The organism is Pseudomonas sp. RtIB026 (genome assembly GCF_016861355.2).
In the GTDB taxonomy this organism is placed as follows: Bacteria; Pseudomonadota; Gammaproteobacteria; order Pseudomonadales; family Pseudomonadaceae; genus Aquipseudomonas; species Aquipseudomonas peradeniyensis.
Genome location: NZ_AP023348.2, coordinates 4,762,878 through 4,780,347, shown reverse-complemented (window position 1 = coordinate 4,780,347; position 17,470 = coordinate 4,762,878). Strand labels below are relative to the sequence as shown.

Annotated in this window: 16 protein-coding genes; 2 read left to right on the top strand and 14 right to left on the bottom strand. The window is 64.4% G+C overall.

Annotated features, from left to right (window positions below; genetic code table 11):
* Window positions 1–25: 25 nt before the first annotated feature.
* The 6 genes from PRtIB026_RS21365 to gcl form a co-directional block, all read right to left on the bottom strand.
* The gene (locus tag PRtIB026_RS21365) at window positions 26–901 is read right to left on the bottom strand and encodes an urea transporter (protein ID WP_203651731.1); all 876 of its coding nucleotides are present in this window, start codon (window positions 899–901) and stop codon (window positions 26–28) included.
* 183 nt (window positions 902–1,084) lie between these two features.
* On the bottom strand, window positions 1,085–2,500 hold the full coding sequence (gene pyk / locus PRtIB026_RS21360; protein ID WP_203651733.1) for a pyruvate kinase: 1,416 nt from the start codon (window positions 2,498–2,500) through the stop codon (window positions 1,085–1,087).
* Window positions 2,497–3,771, bottom strand: a complete 1,275-nt coding sequence (locus tag PRtIB026_RS21355) for a glycerate kinase type-2 family protein (RefSeq protein ID WP_203651734.1) — start codon at window positions 3,769–3,771, stop codon at window positions 2,497–2,499. Before PRtIB026_RS21355 ends, pyk begins: the two co-directional genes overlap by 4 nt.
* Before the next feature lie 218 nt (window positions 3,772–3,989).
* The gene (locus PRtIB026_RS21350) at window positions 3,990–4,883 is read right to left on the bottom strand and encodes a 2-hydroxy-3-oxopropionate reductase (RefSeq protein ID WP_011532931.1); all 894 of its coding nucleotides are present in this window, start codon (window positions 4,881–4,883) and stop codon (window positions 3,990–3,992) included.
* Window positions 4,884–5,062: 179 nt separating this feature from the next.
* Window positions 5,063–5,845: a hydroxypyruvate isomerase gene (gene hyi, locus PRtIB026_RS21345; RefSeq protein ID WP_186732911.1), complete on the bottom strand. Its 783-nt coding sequence runs from the start codon at window positions 5,843–5,845 to the stop codon at window positions 5,063–5,065.
* Window positions 5,846–5,899: 54 nt separating this feature from the next.
* Window positions 5,900–7,675 carry a glyoxylate carboligase gene (gcl, locus tag PRtIB026_RS21340; protein WP_203651735.1) on the bottom strand — a complete coding sequence of 592 codons (1,776 nt, stop codon included), beginning with the start codon at window positions 7,673–7,675 and terminating at the stop codon, window positions 5,900–5,902.
* A gap of 257 nt (window positions 7,676–7,932) precedes the next feature.
* On the opposite strand from gcl, the gene PRtIB026_RS21335 reads away from it, so the two are divergent.
* Complete coding sequence (locus PRtIB026_RS21335) at window positions 7,933–8,373, top strand: GlcG/HbpS family heme-binding protein (RefSeq protein WP_028692837.1); 441 nt, start codon at window positions 7,933–7,935, stop codon at window positions 8,371–8,373.
* Between the two features lie 126 nt (window positions 8,374–8,499).
* Here the strand turns inward: PRtIB026_RS21335 and PRtIB026_RS21330 are convergent, their stop codons facing one another.
* Entirely contained in the window at window positions 8,500–9,111 is a 612-nt protein-coding gene (locus tag PRtIB026_RS21330) for a TetR/AcrR family transcriptional regulator (RefSeq protein WP_102684647.1), read from the bottom strand.
* 130 nt (window positions 9,112–9,241) lie between these two features.
* Between PRtIB026_RS21330 and PRtIB026_RS21325 the strand changes: the two genes are divergently transcribed.
* Window positions 9,242–10,156, top strand: coding sequence for a DUF808 domain-containing protein (locus PRtIB026_RS21325; protein ID WP_203651736.1), 915 nt, complete (start codon window positions 9,242–9,244; stop codon window positions 10,154–10,156).
* A gap of 145 nt (window positions 10,157–10,301) precedes the next feature.
* Here PRtIB026_RS21325 and PRtIB026_RS21320 read toward each other — a convergent pair whose 3' ends face one another.
* The 7 genes from PRtIB026_RS21320 to puuE form a co-directional block, all read right to left on the bottom strand.
* Window positions 10,302–11,084 carry an outer membrane protein OmpK gene (locus PRtIB026_RS21320; protein WP_046856491.1) on the bottom strand — a complete coding sequence of 261 codons (783 nt, stop codon included), beginning with the start codon at window positions 11,082–11,084 and terminating at the stop codon, window positions 10,302–10,304.
* 350 nt (window positions 11,085–11,434) lie between these two features.
* Window positions 11,435–12,220 carry an outer membrane protein OmpK gene (locus PRtIB026_RS21315; protein ID WP_186715585.1) on the bottom strand — a complete coding sequence of 262 codons (786 nt, stop codon included), beginning with the start codon at window positions 12,218–12,220 and terminating at the stop codon, window positions 11,435–11,437.
* 118 nt (window positions 12,221–12,338) lie between these two features.
* A complete protein-coding gene (locus tag PRtIB026_RS21310) occupies window positions 12,339–13,694 on the bottom strand; it encodes a nucleobase:cation symporter-2 family protein (protein ID WP_028692843.1) in 1,356 nt (451 codons plus the stop codon).
* Window positions 13,695–13,873: 179 nt separating this feature from the next.
* Window positions 13,874–15,193, bottom strand: coding sequence for a urate hydroxylase PuuD (locus PRtIB026_RS21305; RefSeq protein ID WP_186715589.1), 1,320 nt, complete (start codon window positions 15,191–15,193; stop codon window positions 13,874–13,876).
* A 45-nt stretch (window positions 15,194–15,238) separates the two neighbouring features.
* Entirely contained in the window at window positions 15,239–15,742 is a 504-nt protein-coding gene (locus PRtIB026_RS21300) for an ureidoglycolate lyase (protein WP_050706598.1), read from the bottom strand.
* Between the two features lie 47 nt (window positions 15,743–15,789).
* The gene (gene uraD, locus PRtIB026_RS21295; protein ID WP_028692845.1) at window positions 15,790–16,305 is read right to left on the bottom strand and encodes a 2-oxo-4-hydroxy-4-carboxy-5-ureidoimidazoline decarboxylase; all 516 of its coding nucleotides are present in this window, start codon (window positions 16,303–16,305) and stop codon (window positions 15,790–15,792) included.
* Window positions 16,305–17,231: an allantoinase PuuE gene (gene puuE, locus PRtIB026_RS21290; protein ID WP_203651738.1), complete on the bottom strand. Its 927-nt coding sequence runs from the start codon at window positions 17,229–17,231 to the stop codon at window positions 16,305–16,307. The genes uraD and puuE overlap by 1 nt, the downstream gene beginning before the upstream one ends.
* Between the last annotated feature and the right edge of the window lie 239 nt (window positions 17,232–17,470).

Genomic DNA, 17,470 nt, shown 5'->3' with positions numbered 1-17,470 from the left:
ATGGGCAGAGCCTAGGGGCTGTGTTTCAGCTGTGCAAGCGAGGCGCGTTACGGCGCTGGTTGACCTGGGCCAGGTGGTTGCCCAGGTGCATCAGCCAGCAGGCGGTGACGAACGGCGCGGTCAGCCCGGCGATCGGCAGCAGGTTGAACAGAGGTTGCAGCACCAGGGCGCAGGCGATGGCGAGCAAGGTCACCCAAGGCTTCTCACCCTGGCGGCTGAAGGCCAGCGCGGCCAGTGCCGCATTGAAACCGTACAGCCCCAGCCAGGCCCCTTGTGCCTCGCCCGCCAGCAGCGCGACACCGCCACCGATGGCCGAGCCGATCAGCGCCCAGGTGGCGGCATAGGGGTTGGCGAAGTACATGCCGATGACGATCAGCAGGCCGGCCATGGGCTTGTCGAGCAGGAAAATCTGCCCCACGCCGCGCAGCAGGGCATATACAGGGTCTGCCTCGACAAAGCTGCTGATCGAGGGCTCGGCCAGCAGCAGGGTGGCCCAACCCAGCAGCACGAAGGGCGCGGTATAGGCGACCAGCAGCTTGCCGCCACGCTTGCGCCACTGGTGGGTGAGCATGCTCGACAGGCCGCCGGCGGCAATGATCAGTGGCGGCAGGATCGCCGACCAGGGCAGCACGGCGCTGATCAGGATGCCGATCAGCACGCCGTTGTAGCAGTACAGCCCGGCCTGGCGATCGGCGCGGTCGTAGCCGCGGCGCTGGGCGGTGAGCAGGCCGGCGAGGGCGCCGAGCAGGGCGCCGCCGACCAGGTCCGGCGCGGTCAGCAGGATGGCCAGCAGGCAACACAGGCCGCACAGGGGATTGCGCAGCAGCAGCACCTGGCTGAAGCCGTTGAGCAAGGCCGTGGCCCAGTCGGGGCACGGGTTGACGAAGTTCTTGGTGTACATGGGCAGTCGGCAAGGTGAGTGGGGGAGCGGTGGGCCTCTTTGGGCCTCGGTTTTCCGCGGGTTCGGTGCATCGGGAGGGCTTTGCCCTCCTTTCGCGGCACAAGGCCGCTCCTACAAGGGATCGCGGTCTCCTGTAGGAGCGGCCTTGTGCCGCGAAAGGGGCGCAGGGCGCCCCAGGCGATCTCAAACCAAGGTCTCGATCCGCAAGGTGTTAGTCGAACCCGGCTTGCCGAAAGGCACACCGGCGGTGATCAGCAGCGTGTCGCCACGGCTGGCCATGCCTTGCGCCTGGGCGATTTCCAGCGCCGTGGAGATCACCTCGTCGACCTGGCGCAGGCGGTCGTTGACCACCGAATGCACGCCCCAGGCCACGCTCAGGCGGCGTGCGGTGTTGAGGTTCGGCGTCAGGTTGAGGATCGGCGCCCGTGGCCGCTCGCGGGCGGCGCGCAGGGTCGAGGCCCCCGACTCGCTGTAGTTGACCAGCACCGCCACCGGCAGGATGCCGCTGATGCGACGGATCGCGCAGCTGATGGCGTCCGACACCGTGGCCTCGGCCTTGGGCCGGCCGACGTCGAGCTGGGCCTGGTAGTCCGGGCCGTTTTCCACCTGGCGGATGATCTTGCTCATCATCTGCACCGCTTCCAGCGGGTAGTCGCCCGAGGCGGTCTCGGCCGACAGCATCACAGCATCCGCGCCTTCGGCCACGGCGTTGGCCACGTCGGTGACTTCGGCGCGGGTCGGGGCCGGGGAGAAGCGCATCGATTCGAGCATCTGGGTTGCCACCACCACTGGCTTGCCCAGCTGGCGGCAGGTGCCGATGATGCCTTTCTGGATCTGCGGCACGCTTTCGGCCGGCACTTCCACGCCCAGGTCGCCACGGGCGACCATGATCGCGTCGGACAGCTCGGCGATGGCCTGCAACTGCTCGACCGCCGAGGGCTTCTCGATCTTGGCCATCAGGTAGGCGCGGTCACCGATCAGCTGGCGCGCCTCGACGATGTCTTCGGGGCGCTGGACGAACGACAGCGCCACCCAGTCCACGCCAAGCTCCAGGCCGAAGGCCAGGTCGCGGCGGTCCTTCTCGGTCAGCGGGGAGAGGTCAAGCACCGCCTGGGGCACGTTGACGCCCTTGCGGTCGGACAGCTCGCCACCGGCCAGCACTTCGGTGTCGATGGCGTCGCCGTGCTTGGCGGTGACGCGCAGGCGCAGCTTGCCGTCGTCCAGCAGCAGGTCCATGCCCGGCTCCAGCGCGGCGATGATTTCCGGGTGCGGCAGGTTGACCCGGCGGCTGTCGCCCGGGGTTTTGTCCAGGTCCAGGCGCAGGGCCTGGCCGCGTTGCAGTTGGACCTTGCCGTCGGCGAAACGGCCGACGCGCAGCTTCGGCCCCTGCAGGTCCATGAGGATGCCCAGCGGATAGTTGAGCTGCTGCTCGACTTCGCGGATCCACTGGTAGCGCAGGGCGTGGTCGGCGTGTTCGCCGTGGCTGAAGTTGAGGCGGAAGATATTTACCCCGGCCTCGACCAGCTGGCGTATGTCATCGATGCCTTTGATCGCAGGCCCGAGGGTGGCGAGGATTTTGACTTTTTTATCAGGCGTCATGATTGCGGAGTCTCGAGGATCAGGATGGCACGGAAGTCGTTGACGTTGGTGCGGGTCGGCTCGGTGACGATCAGCGCGTCGAGGGTGGCGAAGTAGCCATAGCCGTTGTTGTTGTCCAGCTCATCGCTGGCCGACAGGCCCAGGGCCTCGGCGCGAGCGAAGCTGTCCGGGGTCATGAAGGCGCCGGCGTTGTCCTCGGAGCCATCGATGCCGTCGGTGTCGCCGGCCAGGGCGTACACGCCGGGCAGGCCCTTGAGGCTTTCGGTGAGGCTGAGCAGGAACTCGGCGTTGCGCCCGCCACGGCCGTTGCCGCGCACGGTGACGGTGGTCTCGCCGCCGGAGAGGATCACGCAGGGTGCCTTGAGCGGCTGGCCGTGCAGGACGATCTGCCGGGCGATGCCGGCATGCACCTTGGCCACTTCGCGCGACTCGCCCTCCAGGTCGCCGAGGATCAACGGGCTGAATCCGGCCTGGCGGGCTTTCACCGCGGCGGCCTCCAGCGACTGCTGGGGCCTGGCGATCAGCTGGAAGTGGCTGCGGGCCAGGGCCGGGTCATCGGCCTTGACGGTCTCGGAGGCCGGGTTGTTGAGCCAGTCGATGACGGCCTTGGGCGCGTCGATGTTGTAGCGCTTGATGATCGCCAGGGCGTCGGCCGAGGTGCTCGGATCGGCCACGGTGGGGCCGGAGGCGATGACCGTGGCGAGGTCGCCGGGCACATCGGAAATCGCGTAGGTGTAGACGGTGGCCGGCCAGCAGGCCTTGGCCAGGCGGCCGCCCTTGATCGCCGAGAGGTGCTTGCGCACGCAGTTCATCTCGCCGATGGTGGCGCCGGATTTCAGCAGGGCCTTGTTGATCTGCTGTTTGTCGGCCAGGGTCAGGCCTTCGGCGGGCAGGGCCAGCAGGGCCGAGCCGCCGCCGGACAGCAGGAAGATGACGCGGTCGTCTTCGCTCAGGTTGCTGACCAGGTCGAGCACCCGCTTGGCCACGGCCAGGCCGGCGGCATCGGGGACCGGGTGGGCGGCTTCGACCACCTCGATTTTCTGGCAGCTGGCGCCATGGCCATAGCGGGTGACCACCAGGCCGGAGACTTCGCCGTGCCAGCTTTTCTCGACCACTTCGGCCATGGCCGCGGCGGCCTTGCCGGCGCCGATGACGATGACCCGGCCGCTGCGGTCGGCGGGCAGGTGAGGTTCGAGGACCTGGCGGGGGTGGGCGGCGGCGATGGCTGTGTCGAACAGTTCGCGCAGGAGTTTTTGTGGATCGACCGACATGGCAGGCTCCCAGATTCTTGTTGTTCTGCAAAATCGAAAACGCCCCTGGAACTGCCTCCGTGCAGGCCGAACCAGGGGCGGGTGTTGCTCGGTTTCACCTGATGGGCCTGGGGTTGCAGGTTCATCGGTGTTGGCTTCTTCGCGGGGCAAGCCCGCTCCTACACGGACCACGCATTTCTGTAGGAGCGGGCTTGCCCCGCGAAGAGGCCGGTACAGGCTTACTTGTCGTCGCGGATCGAGAAGTTGGCCATGTGCTCCAGGCCCTTGATCAGCGCCGAGTGGTCCCAGTTGCCGCCGCCCAGCGCCACGCAGGTGCTGAACACTTGCTGGGCGTTGGAGGTGTTGGGCAGGTTGATGCCCAGCTCCTTGGCGCCTTGCAGGGCCAGGTTCAGGTCCTTCTGGTGCAGGTTGATGCGGAAGCCCGGATCGAAGGTGCCCTTGATCATGCGCTCGGCGTGCACTTCAAGGATCTTCGACGAGGCGAAGCCGCCCATCAGCGCTTCACGCACCTTGGCCGGGTCGGCGCCGTTCTTGGCGGCGAACAGCAGCGCTTCGCCAACGGCCTGGATGTTCAGGGCGACGATGATCTGGTTGGCCACCTTGGCGGTCTGGCCGTCGCCGTTGCCGCCGACGCGGGTGATGTTCTTGCCCATGGCTTCGAACAGCGGCAGGGCGCGCTCGAAGGCTTTCGGGCAGCCGCCGACCATGATGCTCAGGGTCGCGGCCTTGGCGCCGACTTCGCCGCCGGACACCGGGGCGTCCAGGTAGGCGGCGCCGGTGGCCTTGATCTTCTCGGCGAAGGCCTTGGTGGCGGTGGGGGAGATCGAGCTCATGTCGATCACCACCTTGTTCGGACCGACGCCTTCGACGACGCCGTTCTCACCGAACAGCACGCTCTCGACCTGCGGGGTGTCCGGGACCATGACGATGATGAACTCGGCTTCCTGGGCCACTTCCTTCGGGTTGGCCAGGGCCACGGCGCCGGCGGCGATCAGGTCGGCCGGTGCGGCGTCGTGGTGGGTGGAAACGAAGATGCTGTGACCTGCCTTTTGCAGGTTCTGGGCCATGGGCTTGCCCATGATGCCGGTGCCGAGGAAACCGATTTTAGCCATGAGAGTTCTGCCTCTTTGTATTTGTATGAACAGGCGACCAGGCCCCTGTAGGAGCGGCCTTGTGTCGCGAAAGGGGCGCGTAGCGGCCCCACGATCTCAATCACGCCGGTAGATTGCCGGGGCTGCTGCGCAGCCCTTTCGCGGCACAAGGCCGCTCCTACAAGGGGCCGGCGTGTGTCTCAAATTGCGTTGTGGGTCTTCAGCCAGCCCAGACCGGCTTCAGTGGTGGTCTTGGGCTTGTACTCCGCGCCCACCCAGCCCTGGTAGCCGATGCGGTCCAGGTGCTCGAACAGGAAGCGGTAGTTGATCTCGCCGGTGCCCGGCTCGTGGCGGCCCGGGTTGTCGGCCAGCTGCACGTGGTTGATCAGCTTCAGGTTGGTTTCCAGGGTGCGGGCCAGGTCACCTTCCATGATCTGCATGTGATAGATGTCGTACTGCAGGAACAGGTTGTCGCTGCCCACCTCGGCCTGGATTTCCAGGGCCTGCTTCGTGGTGTTCAGGTAGAAGCCCGGGATATCGCGGGTGTTGATCATTTCCATGACCAGGCGGATCCCGGCGCCCTTGAGCTTGTCGGCGGCGTAGCGCAGGTTGTCGACGAAGGTCTTGCGCACGGTGGCGCAGTCCAGGCCTTCGGGGCGAATGCCGGCCAAGGCATTGACCTGGGTGTTGCCCAGCACCTTGGCGTACTCGATGGCCTTGTCGACGCCAGCGCGGAATTCTTCGACGCGGTCGGGGTGGCAGGTGATGCCGCGCTCACCCTTGGCCCAATCGCCGGCCGGCAGGTTGAACAGCACCTGGGTCAGGCCGTGGGCGTCAAGCTGCTGCTTGATCTCGGCGGCGCTGAAATCGTACGGGAAGAGGTATTCGACACCGCTGAAACCAGCGTCGGCGGCGGCCTTGAAGCGGGCCAGGAAGTCCTGTTCGGTGAACAGCATGGACAGGTTGGCGGCGAAGCGAGGCATAAGTCGTCTCCTTGCGTTGAAGACCCCCGCGCAATGCGCGGGGGCGTCAGGCGATCAGTCCAGCAGCGAGATGGCGGTTGGCGCGTCGTTGCCGACCAGGGCGAGGTCTTCAAATTCGTTGACCGCGTTGATCTCGGTGCCCATGGAAATGTTGGTCACGCGCTCGAGAATCACTTCGACCACCACCGGCACGCGGAACTCTTCGGCCATCTTCTGCGCCTTGAGCAGGGCAGGGGCGATGTCGGCCGGTTCGAACACGCGAAGGGCCTTGCAGCCCAGGCCTTCGACCACGGCGACGTGATCGACACCATAGGTGGCGGCGTCGGTGGAATTGATGTTCTCGAAGGCCAGTTGTACACAGTAATCCATGTCGAAGCCACGCTGGGCCTGGCGGATCAGGCCGAGGTAGGCGTTGTTCACCAGCACGTGGACGTACGGCAGGTTGAACTGCGCGCCTACCGCCAGCTCTTCGATCATGAACTGGAAGTCGTAGTCACCGGACAGCGCGACGACCTTGCGTTTCGGGTCGGCCTTGACCACGCCGAGGGCGGCAGGGATGGTCCAGCCCAGCGGGCCGGCCTGGCCGCAGTTGATCCAGTGGCGTGGCTTGTACACGTGCAGGAACTGTGCGCCGGCGATCTGCGAAAGACCAATGGTGCTGACGTAGCAGGTGTCCTTGCCGAATACCTGGTTCATCTCTTCGTACACGCGCTGCGGCTTGACCGGCACATTGTCGAAGTGGGTCTTGCGCTGCAGGGTGGCCTTGCGCTGCTGGCAGTCTTCCAGCCAGGCTTTGCGGCACTTGAGTTTGCCGGCGGCTTTCCACTCGCGGGCCACTTCCAGGAACACATCCAGCGCCTTGCCGGCATCGGAAACGATACCCAGGTCAGGGGTGAATACGCGGCCGATCTGGGTTGGCTCGATGTCCACGTGGACGAACTTGCGGCCTTCGGTGTAGACGTCGACGGAGCCGGTGTGGCGGTTGGCCCAGCGGTTGCCGATACCGAACACCAGGTCGGACTTGAGCATGGTCGCGTTGCCGTAGCGGTGCGAGGTCTGCAGACCGACCATGCCGACCATCAATTCGTGATCGTCCGGAATGGTGCCCCAGCCCATCAGGGTTGGCACTACCGGCACGCCGGTCAGTTCGGCGAACTCGACCAGTTTGTCGCTGGCGTCGGCGTTGATGATGCCACCGCCGGCTACCAGCAGCGGGCGCTCGGCGTCATTGAGCAGGGCGAGGGCTTTCTCGGCCTGGACGCGGGTGGCGGCTGGCTTGTTGATCGCCAGTGGCTCGTAGGCGGCGATGTCGAACTCGATCTCGGCCATCTGCACGTCGAACGGCAGGTCGATCAGCACCGGGCCTGGGCGGCCGGTACGCATTTCGTAGAAGGCCTTCTGGAAGGCGTAGGGCACCTGGCCCGGCTCCAGGACGGTGGTCGCCCACTTGGTCACCGGCTTGACGATACTGGTGATGTCGACGGCCTGGAAGTCTTCCTTGTGCAGGCGCGCGCGCGGGGCTTGGCCGGTGATGCAGAGGATCGGGATGGAGTCGGCCGAGGCGCTGTACAGGCCGGTGACCATGTCGGTGCCGGCAGGGCCGGAGGTGCCGATGCATACACCGATGTTGCCCGGGTTGGCGCGGGTGTAGCCCTCGGCCATGTGCGAGGCACCTTCGACGTGGCGAGCGAGGACGTGATCGATGCCACCGACTTTCTTCAGGGCCGAATACAGCGGGTTGATGGCAGCCCCCGGAATGCCGAACGCGGTATCTACACCTTCACGGCGCATGACCAGAACGGCTGCATCGATTGCTCTCATTTTGCTCATGGTTTGTGCCTCATCGATTTTGTAATTGTATACAACTTGTGTTGCGGCAGAGTGTATTCATGCTCGGCGCAAAAGGTCAATCCATTTTCGTCGGCGGCGTTGACTGAGCGGTCATTGGGCGATGAGGCGGCATTTCGTCGCACTTGGCAAGATTGATTCAAATAATTGTATACAAAGCGTGTCTTCGTTGTGTTCTATTCTGTCTACTGGTTTTCAACTGCCCTCAGGGCTTCTCACAACAAGAAGAGGACCTTTTCATGAACGCATTGACCCTCAAAGATGCTGTCGGCGTGGTGAACGCCGCGCTGGCCGCGGGCCGCAAGATCAACGCCGCGCCGCTGACCGTGGCGGTGCTGGATGCCGGCGGGCACCTGCTGGCGCTGCAGCGCGAGGATGGCGCCACCCTGCTGCGTCCGCAGGTGGCCATCGGCAAGGCCTGGGGTGCGGTGGCCCTGGGCAAGGGCTCGCGCCTGCTGGCGCTGGATTCGCAGCAGCGGCCGGCGTTCTATGCCGCGCTGAACGGGCTGGGCGAGCGGCCGGTGGTGCCGGTACCGGGCGGGGTGCTGATCCGTGATCGGGACGGCAAGGTGCTGGGGGCTGTCGGGATCAGCGGGGATACGTCGGATATCGACGAGCAGTGCGCGATCAGTGCGATCGAAGAGGTGGGGCTGACGGCGGATGCTGGAGTGGCAGCTTAAGGCTCAAGGTGTCGGGGCCGCCTTGCGGCCCATTCGCGGCACAAGGCCGCTCCTACAAGGGATAGCGGTCTCCTGTAGGAGCGGCCTTGTGCCGCGATGGGCTGCGTAGCAGCCCCGTTGGCTCGGTCAGGCCGCCTCGGGCTCGCAGCCCTTCAATACCAGGCGGATGATGGTCTCCGCCGCCGCGTCGTAATCGCTGTCGGCCAGCTTGGCCTTGCCGGTGACCACGGCGATCTGCCAGTCGAAATCCGCGTAGGTCTGCGTCGCCGCCCAGATGCTGAACATCAGGTGGTGCGGATCGACGTGGGCGATCTGGCCGCGCTCGATCCAGCGCTGGATGCACTCGATATTGTGCCGGGCCTGCTCGTTGAGCTGCTCGACCTGGCGCGGCGACAGGTGCGGCGCGCCATGCATGATCTCGCTGGCGAACACCTTGGAGGCGTGGGGCAGGTCGCGGGAGATGCGGATCTTCGAGCGGATGTACGAACTGAGCACCTCTTTCGGATCACCGTCGGCGTTGAACGGCGTCGAGGCCTGCATGATTGGCGCGATGATGCTCTCGAGCACCTCGCGGTAGAGGTTTTCCTTCGACTTGAAGTAGTAATACACGTTCGGCTTGGGCAGGCCGGCCTTGGCCGCGATATCGCTGGTCTTGGTGGCGGCGAAGCCCTTGTCGGCGAATTCTTCACTGGCCGCGCGCAGGATCAGTTCCTTGTTGCGCTCGCGAATGGTGCTCATTGTCGGGGATCGTCCTCGTGTCTGGCCGCCTCAAAGAGGGATCGGGCATGGTAGCACCGGCGCAGATGAGCGCTCAAGGCAGCCGCTTTCGGCTAGAATCGCAGCCTTTGAACCCCTCTGGATAAAGAACATGGCAGGAAGCAGTCTACTGGTACTGATCGACGACATCGCCACGGTGCTCGACGATGTCTCGGTGATGACCAAGGTCGCGGCAAAGAAGACTGCGGGGGTGCTGGGCGACGACCTGGCGCTCAACGCCCAGCAGGTCACCGGGGTACGCGCCGAGCGCGAGATCCCGGTGGTGTGGGCGGTGGCCAAGGGCTCGCTGGTGAACAAGGCGATCCTGGTGCCGGCGGCGCTGTTGATCAGTGCCTTCATTCCCTGGGCGGTGATTCCGCTGCTGATGGTCGGCGGCGCATACCTGTGCTTCGAGGGCTTCGAGAAGCTGGCGCACAAGTTCCTGCACAGCAAGTCCGAGGACGACGCGCAGCACGAGGCGCGCAAGGCGGCCGTGGCCGACGAGCAGGTCGACCTGGTGGCGTTCGAGAAGAGCAAGATCAAGGGCGCGGTGCGCACCGATTTCATCCTGTCTGCTGAGATCATCGCCATCACCCTGGGCACCGTGGCCGATGCGCCGCTGAGCCAGCAGATCATCGTGCTGTCGGGCATCGCGCTGGTCATGACCATTGGCGTCTATGGCCTGGTGGCAGGCATCGTCAAGCTCGATGACCTGGGGCTGTGGATGACCAAGAAAGCCTCGGCGCTGAGCCAGGCGGTGGGCAACGGCATCCTGCGCGCCGCACCGTACATGATGAAGAGCCTGTCGGTGATCGGCACCGCGGCGATGTTCCTGGTCGGCGGCGGCATCCTGGTGCACGGCATCGCGCCGCTGCATCACGCCATCGAGGCGTTCAGCGAAGGGCGGGGCGGGGCGTTGACCGGGGCATTGCTCAATGGTGTGGCGGGGGTGATTGCGGGGGCGGTGGTGCTGCTGGTGGTGAGCGTCGTTGGCAAGCTGTGGCAGGCGGTAAAACCGGCAAACTGAGGCGCTTACCTGTAGGAGCGGCCTTGTGCCGCGAAAGGGCCGCGAAGCGGCCCCAGGTTCTCGGCATCATGCAAAATCGCCGGGGCCGCTGCGCAGCCCTTTCGCGGCACAAGGCCGCTCCTACAGGTTATGCACTGACCTCAGATCAGAAGTGCACTTTCACCAGGAAACTCATGGTGTTCTGATCGGTGGTAAAGGCATCGCTGTCCTTGATACCGTACTTGTTCTTCCAGTAGTCGTACTCGATACCCACGTACAACTGCTTCTCGCCCAGGTGCAGCGCCTTGCCCAGGTCGTACTTGACCTGCGGGTTGAAGTGCAGGTTCGCCTGGTAGGTGCCGCGACGGTTCTCGTCGTTGTCGACCACCCAATCCATGAAACCGTCGATCAGGATGTCGGACGAGCCCACAGGGATGGTGTACGACCAGACCGGGGTGATCTGCCAGACATTGTCGCCCGGACGGCTGCCGTCGGTGGTGCGCTGGTAGAAGTTCAGCTGGAAGTAGTCGAAGCCGGGGATGGCCAGGTCGAAGCCGGGGCCGATCAGGTAGGACTCGGTGTCACCCTCGCCGAACTCGTAGGTCATGGCCAGGAGCACGTCTTTCACCGGGCCGAACTCGAGCTTCTGGTCGAAGATCTTGCCGAACGACAGGCGCGGGCTGAACTCGCCGTAGTAGGTGTTGGGGCCGTTGCTGGCGTCCTTCTTGCCCTGGTAGAAGATCTTGTCGAAGAAGAAGAAGTTGTCGCCGTACTTCCACGCATCGGCGTGCTCGAAGGTCACGGTCTGCTGGATCTCGGGGTTGACCTTGAAGTTCTTGCCCCACAGGTAGGTCAGGCTGTTGTTCTGCCATTGCAGCAGGTCGCCGGCTTGGCTGGCGCCGCAGGCCAGCAGGCCACCGGCGAGGATCAGGCTATTGATGGTACGCATTGCGAGTGTCGCTCCCTTGATTGGATCTGTTGTCAGCGCTCGGGCGCTGTTCTTGTCTTTTGGGTCAGCTTTTTTCAATTGGCCACAGCTGTTTGGCAAGAGCTGCGCCAACTTTTCCACGTTGGGCACAACTATCCTGCTCGACGTCTTTCTGAACGGATGAAATGGGTATTTCACGCTGGCAACACGTTGGCCAACCGCCCGGAAACATTGACTGAGCGGTCAGCAAACGCGGGCGGGATCCTTCCCGCCCCGATCGAGGGGGCGCGCAGATTACTCACTTGCGCGCCGGGCCTCAAGTGCTCCGTCCTGGAGCACAGTGGTGCAAATTTGGGCGTTCGGTCAGTTTTTCAGAAATGCACCTTCACCAGGGCGCTGGCCACGCTCTGGTTGCTGTCGACGTTGCCGCGGCTGTCGATGCCGTACTTGTCCTTCCAGTAGCTGTATTCGAAGCCGACATAGAGCTGCTTGGCGCCCAGGTTCAGGGCCTTGCCCAGGTCGTACTTGACCTGCGGGTTGAACTGCAGGTTGGCGTGGTAGGTGCCGCGACGGGTCTGGTCGTTGTCGACCACCCAGTCGATGTAGCCGTCGATCAGGATGTCGGACTTACCCACCGGGATGGTGTACGACCAGGCCGGGGTGATCTGCCAGACGTTGTCGCCGGGGCGGCTGCCTTCGGTGTTGCGCAGGTAGAAGTTCAGGGTGAAGTAGTTGAAGCCGGGCACGTTCAGGTCGAAGCCGGGGCCGATCAGGTAGGCCTCGTTGTCGCCCTCGCCACGTTCGTAGGTCATGGCCAGCAGCACGTCCTTGATCGGCCCGAAGGCCAGGTTGCGCTCGAAGATCTTGCCGAATGACAGGCGCGGGCTGAACTCGCCGTAGTAGGTGGTCACGCCTTTGCCGGGGTCGGCCTTGCCGTTGTAGAAGATCTTGTCGACGAACAGGAAGGTGTCGCCGTACTTCCACTTGTTGGCATGTTCGAAGGTGATGGTCTGCTGGATGTCGGGGTTGACCTTGAAGTCCTTGCCGTACAGGTAGGACAGGCTTTCGCCGTGCCATTGCAGCCATTCGCCGGCGTGGGCGGGGAGGGTGGCCAGCAGGCTGCTGCCCAGCAGGACGGACGTGGTGATGCGCTTCATGTTGTGATTCCCGGACTTATTGTTTTTATGTGGGTGTTGCCTTCTCGCGGGGCAAGCCCGCTCCCACGTGCGGGCGTGTATCCAGCGTGGGAGCGGGCTTGCCCCGCGATAGGGGACTTCAGTGCTGATGACAGGCGTCGTTATGCGCGGCGCGGTCGGCGCCGCCGAGGATGTTGAACAGCAGGTTCAGCACCAGGGCGCTGAGGGTGGCCATGGCGATGCCACTGTGGGTGATGGGTTCCATCCACTGTGGCATCTGTGCGAAGAACTCCGGCCGCACCACCGGGATCAGGCCGAAGCCGACGCTGACCGCGACCAGCAGCTGGTTGCGCCGGTCGGCGATGTCCGCTTCCTGGAGGATCTTGATCCCGGTGGCGGTGACCATGCCGAACATGGCGATGGACGCGCCGCCCAGTACCGCGGGCGGGATCGAGGCGATCAGGAAGGCCGCCTTGGGCAGCAGGCTGAGCAGGATCAGCAGCGCGCCGGCCATCACCGTGACGTAGCGGCAGCGAACCCCGGTCATCTGCACCAGGCCGATGTTCTGGGCGAACGAGGAGTGGGTGAAGGTGTTGAAGAAACCGGCGATGAACGACGCGCCGGCATCGCACAGCAGGCCGCGACGCAGCATGCCGGGCGTGACTTCGCGGTCGGTCACCTTGCCCAGGGCGAGGAACATCCCCGTGGACTCGACGAAGATGATCACCACCACCAGGCACATCGACAGGATCGGCGCCAGGCTGAAGGTCGGCATGCCGAAGTGCAGGGGGGTGACCACCTGCAGCCACGGCGCCTCGCTCAGGCCCGACAGGTCGACCATGCCGATGGAGCCGGCGAGCACGTAGCCCAGGCCCATGCCCACCAGTACCGACACATTGACCCAGAAACCGCGCATGAAGCGGTTGATCAGCAGGATCACCGCCAGCACCAGGCCGGCGACCATCAGGTAGATCGGCGCGCCGAAGGCTTGCGCCTCATGGCCGCCGCCGGCCCAGTTGACCGCCACCGGGAACAGCGACAGGCCGATGGAGGTGATGACCGTGCCGGTCACCAGCGGCGGGAAGAAACGCACGACCTTGGACATGAACGGCGCGATCAGCATGCCGAAGAAGCCGGCGGCGATGGTCGCGCCGAAGATCCCCTGCAGGCCGACGCCAGGCATGCCGGCCATGGCCACCATGCTGCCGACCGCGGCGAAGCTGGCGCCCATCATGACAGGCATGCGGATGCCCACGGGGCCGATACCGAAGGATTGGATGATGGTGGCAACGCCGGCGACCAGCAGGTCGGCGTTGATCAGGAAGGCGACTTCTTCGCGGGACAGGCCCGCCGCCTGGCCGATGATCAGCGGCACCGCGATGGCGCCCCCGTACATCAGCAGAACGTGTTGCAGACCCACCAGGATCAGCTGGAACAAGGGCAGGGGCTGTCGTGGCGGCGCAACAGGGATGTACGCCTTGGGTGACTCGGACATGCAGCACCTCGAGTTTTGTTTTTATTCTCGGATCCAAGCGGGCGGCTTCAGGCGGAAGATTCCCGCCTGAAGTCGAACGCTCGATGCTTGCTTGTTGCGTAAACCTTGAAACAGAGGCCGGGTCTGCCGGCCTCTTCGCGGCGCAAGGCCGCTCCTACAGTCTTTGCACGCCGTGTCGGTCAGTTGACCTGCGCGCCTTTGGCGATCCAGTCGCCGACCAGCTTGCGTTCTTCAACGGTCATTTGGGTGATGTTGCCCAGCGGCATGATCTGGCTGGCGACGGCCTGCGCCTGGATGCGCGCGGCCTGGGCCTGGATCTGCTGCGGGGTGTCGAACATCACGCCGCCAGGGGCGGCGCTGAACAGCGGGCTGGTCGGCTTGGCCGAGTGGCACACAGTGCAGCGTTCCTGGATGACGGTGTGGATCTTGTCGAAGCTGCCGGTGGCCGCCTGGGCCGTGGCCTGGGCAGGCTCTGCGGCCGGTGCCTGGGCAGGCTTGGCGGCCTCCTCGGCGCGCAGCTCGGCGGCGGTCTTGCCACCCACGGCAGTGGCCGGCAACGGCTGGTACTCGACCTTGGCGGCGGCTTGTTCCGGGGCGGTCGGCAGCGGCTTGGGACCGGTCACGTAGGCCAGGCAGATCATCGCCAGGGCGCCGACGGGCAGGGTCCAGGCGTACTTGTTGCTGTCGTGGCGGGTGTTGAAGTAGTGACGGATCAGTACCGCGGCCACCGCGATCCCGGCCAGGATCAGCCAGTTGTACTGGCTGCCGTAGGTGCTCGGGAAGTGGTTGCTGATCATGATGAACAGCACCGGCAGGGTGAAGTAGTTGTTGTGACGCGAGCGCAGCAGGCCCTTGGCCGGCAGTACCGGGTCGGGGGTCTGGTTGTTCTCGATCGCCGCCACCAGCTGGCGCTGGGCCGGCATGATGATGCGGAACACGTTGCCGACCATGATGGTGCCGATGATCGCACCGGTGTGCAGGTAGGCGCCACGGCCGCTGAACACCAGGCTGAAGCCCCAGCAGGCGGCGATGATCAGCACGAACAGCACGCCGCCCAGCAGGGCCGGTTGCTTGCCCAGGGGCGAGTCGCACAGGAAGTCGTAGATGAACCAGCCGGCAACCAGCGAACCGATCCCGATGGCCACGCCTTCGGCACCGCTCAGGGTGCTGCCGGGCGCCAGCAGGTAGAGGCTCGGGTTCCAGTAGAACACCACGCACAGCAAGGCGATCCCGGACATCCAGGTGAAGTAGGCTTCCCATTTGAACCAGTGCAGGTTCTCGGGCATTTTCGGCGGCGCGAGCTTGTATTTCTCCAGGTGGTAGATACCACCACCGTGAATGGCCCAGAGGTCACCCGACAACCCATCGCGCGGGTTGCTTCGATTCAGGTGGTTCTCCAGCCAGACAAAGTAGAACGATGCACCGATCCAGGCGACACCGGTGATCATGTGAACCCAGCGAATGCTCAGGTTCAGCCATTCGTGAAGGTGTGCTTCCACAGTATGTACCTCTCGCCAGTCACCACATCGATGACCGACCCTTTCTTATTGGTGGGGATTGAGGATCAACATCTGTTCCTCGGGGAAGTAATGCTCATCGCAGTTGTTGCCAGAACCACTGCGATCAACCACCAGGAAGTCATCCCGCTTTTCGATCGTCAGCACCGGGTGGTGCCAGACGCCGCGATGGTAATTGACGCCCTGCCTGCCATTGCTGCGGAAGGCTCGGACCAAGCCTGATACAGGTGCATCGCCAACCGGCGCGACCACGATCAGAAAGGGGTTGCCGAGCAGCGGGATGAAAGCCTGGCTGCCCAGCGGATGGCGTTCCAGCATGCGTACGGTCAGCGGCATGTCCAGCGCGTCGGCGCGGAAGATGCTGATGATCGCCTTGTCCTCGGGCTCGGCGGTCTCGACCGTGGCGAGCTTGTGGAAGCGCATGGTCGAGCCATTGTTGATCATGAAGTGGTCGCTGCCGTCGGTTTCGATCACGTCACCGAAGGGGGCGAAGGCTTCTTTGCTCAGGGGCTCGATCATCAGGGTGCGCATGCGGGTCTCTCTTATATGTTCGTTGTACTGAAAAGTTCGGCTGTCGCTTACAGCTGCAGCAGGCGGAACAGGGCGATCAGGTTGATCTGCGCCAGGGCTTCCTTGAACTCGGCATCCTGGTCGTTGTGGATGCGTTTTTCGAAGGCGGCGAGGATCTGGTGCCGGTTGCTGCCCTTGACCGCCATGATGAACGGGAACTGGAACTTGGCCTTGTAGGCGTCGTTCAGCTCGGTGAACCGGGCGAACTCCTCGGCGGTGCACTGGTGGATGCCGGCGCCGGCCTGTTCATTGGTGCTCGATTCGGTCAGCTCGCCCTGGATGGCGGCCTTGCCGGCCAAGTCCGGGTGAGCGTTGATCAGGGCCAGTTGCTCTGCGTGGCTGGCGCTGAGCAGGATGTCGCTCATGCGCTGATGCAGCGCCTCGATCTCGTCCAGCTCGGCCAGCTGGCCCAGGTCGTAGGCTTTCTCGGCGACCCACGGCGAGTGCTCGTAGATGTCGGCGAAGGCGGCGACGAAGGCGGCGCGCTCGAGGGTGGAAGGCTTGAGGGTCTTGAAGGCGGTCATCAGGCGTTCTCTTTCTTGTACGGGTGGGTGGCGTGCCAGTGGCGGGCGATGTCCACGCGACGGGCGAACCAGACCTGCTCGTGGCTCTTGGCGTAGTCGACGAAGCGCTTGAGCGCGGCCAGGCGTGCCGGGCGGCCGACCAGGCGGCAGTGCAGGCCGATCGAGAGCATCTTCGGTGCCTCGGCACCCTCGGCGTAGAGCACGTCGAAGGCGTCCTTCAGGTACTGGAAGAACTGCTCGCCGCAGTTGAAGCCCTGCACCTGGGTGAAGCGCATGTCGTTGGTGTCCAGGGTGTAGGGGATCACCAGGTGCGGCTTGTCGGTGGGGTTGTTCGGCTCCCAGTAGGGCAGGTCGTCGTCGTAGGTGTCGCTGTCGTAGAGGAAACCGCCTTCCTCCATCACCAGGCGCCGGGTGTTCGGGCCGGTGCGGCCGGTGTACCAGCCCACGGGGCGCTCGCCGGTAATCTCGGTGAGGATGCGGATGGCCTCGAGCATGTGCTCGCGCTCTTGCGCTTCATCCATGTACTGGTAGTCGATCCAGCGGTAGCCGTGGCTGCAGATCTCGTGGCCGGCCTCGGCCATGGCACGGATCACGTCGGGGTGGCGCTGGGCGGCCATGGCCACGGCGAAGATGGTCAGCGGCACGCCGCTGTCCTTGAACAGCTTGAGCAGGCGCCAGACGCCGGCGCGGCTGCCGTATTCGTAGAGCGACTCCATGCTCATGTTGCGCGCGCCCTGCAGCGGCTGGGCGGCGACCATTTCGGAGAGGAACGCTTCGGACTCTTTGTCGCCATGCAGGATGTTGCGCTCGCCACCTTCTTCGTAGTTGAGCACGAAGGACAGCGCAATGCGGGCATTCCCCGGCCATTGCGGGTGAGGTGGGTTGTTGCCGTAACCGATCAGGTCGCGAGGGTAGTCAGCGCTCACTGCAGTCTTCCTTCTTGTACGTTAATGCGGGTGGTGGGCGGGCCGCGTCGGGATGTCGCACCACCGGATGGGCTGATTGTATACAACTTCTGAAATCTTTTGTAAGCCTGTTTTTCCGCATTTCTTCCCATTTGTCGCGTAAGAATGACTTGCAAGAAACCTGCCTGATTGGTCAGGTAATGCCAAGGATGGCTGCATGGCGCGTGTCTTTGCGACTGGCGGCCTGTTCTGTGGAGGTT

Excerpts from the sequence above, each read along its gene's own strand:
- PRtIB026_RS21300 (WP_050706598.1), bottom strand. The coding sequence starts at position 15,742 with ATGCGCACCCTGATGATCGAGCCCCTGAGCAAAGAAGCCTTCGCCCCC.
- PRtIB026_RS21335 (WP_028692837.1), top strand. The coding sequence starts at position 7,933 with ATGAACGCATTGACCCTCAAAGATGCTGTCGGCGTGGTGAACGCCGCG.
- PRtIB026_RS21315 (WP_186715585.1), bottom strand. The coding sequence starts at position 12,220 with ATGAAGCGCATCACCACGTCCGTCCTGCTGGGCAGCAGCCTGCTGGCC.
- PRtIB026_RS21325 (WP_203651736.1), top strand. The coding sequence starts at position 9,242 with ATGGCAGGAAGCAGTCTACTGGTACTGATCGACGACATCGCCACGGTG.
- PRtIB026_RS21350 (WP_011532931.1), bottom strand. The coding sequence starts at position 4,883 with ATGGCTAAAATCGGTTTCCTCGGCACCGGCATCATGGGCAAGCCCATG.
- PRtIB026_RS21310 (WP_028692843.1), bottom strand. The coding sequence starts at position 13,694 with ATGTCCGAGTCACCCAAGGCGTACATCCCTGTTGCGCCGCCACGACAG.
- PRtIB026_RS21365 (WP_203651731.1), bottom strand. The coding sequence starts at position 901 with ATGTACACCAAGAACTTCGTCAACCCGTGCCCCGACTGGGCCACGGCC.
- PRtIB026_RS21320 (WP_046856491.1), bottom strand. The coding sequence starts at position 11,084 with ATGCGTACCATCAATAGCCTGATCCTCGCCGGTGGCCTGCTGGCCTGC.
- pyk (WP_203651733.1), bottom strand. The coding sequence starts at position 2,500 with ATGACGCCTGATAAAAAAGTCAAAATCCTCGCCACCCTCGGGCCTGCG.
- hyi (WP_186732911.1), bottom strand. The coding sequence starts at position 5,845 with ATGCCTCGCTTCGCCGCCAACCTGTCCATGCTGTTCACCGAACAGGAC.
- PRtIB026_RS21355 (WP_203651734.1), bottom strand. The coding sequence starts at position 3,771 with ATGTCGGTCGATCCACAAAAACTCCTGCGCGAACTGTTCGACACAGCC.
- PRtIB026_RS21330 (WP_102684647.1), bottom strand. The coding sequence starts at position 9,111 with ATGAGCACCATTCGCGAGCGCAACAAGGAACTGATCCTGCGCGCGGCC.
- gcl (WP_203651735.1), bottom strand. The coding sequence starts at position 7,675 with ATGAGCAAAATGAGAGCAATCGATGCAGCCGTTCTGGTCATGCGCCGT.
- uraD (WP_028692845.1), bottom strand. The coding sequence starts at position 16,305 with ATGACCGCCTTCAAGACCCTCAAGCCTTCCACCCTCGAGCGCGCCGCC.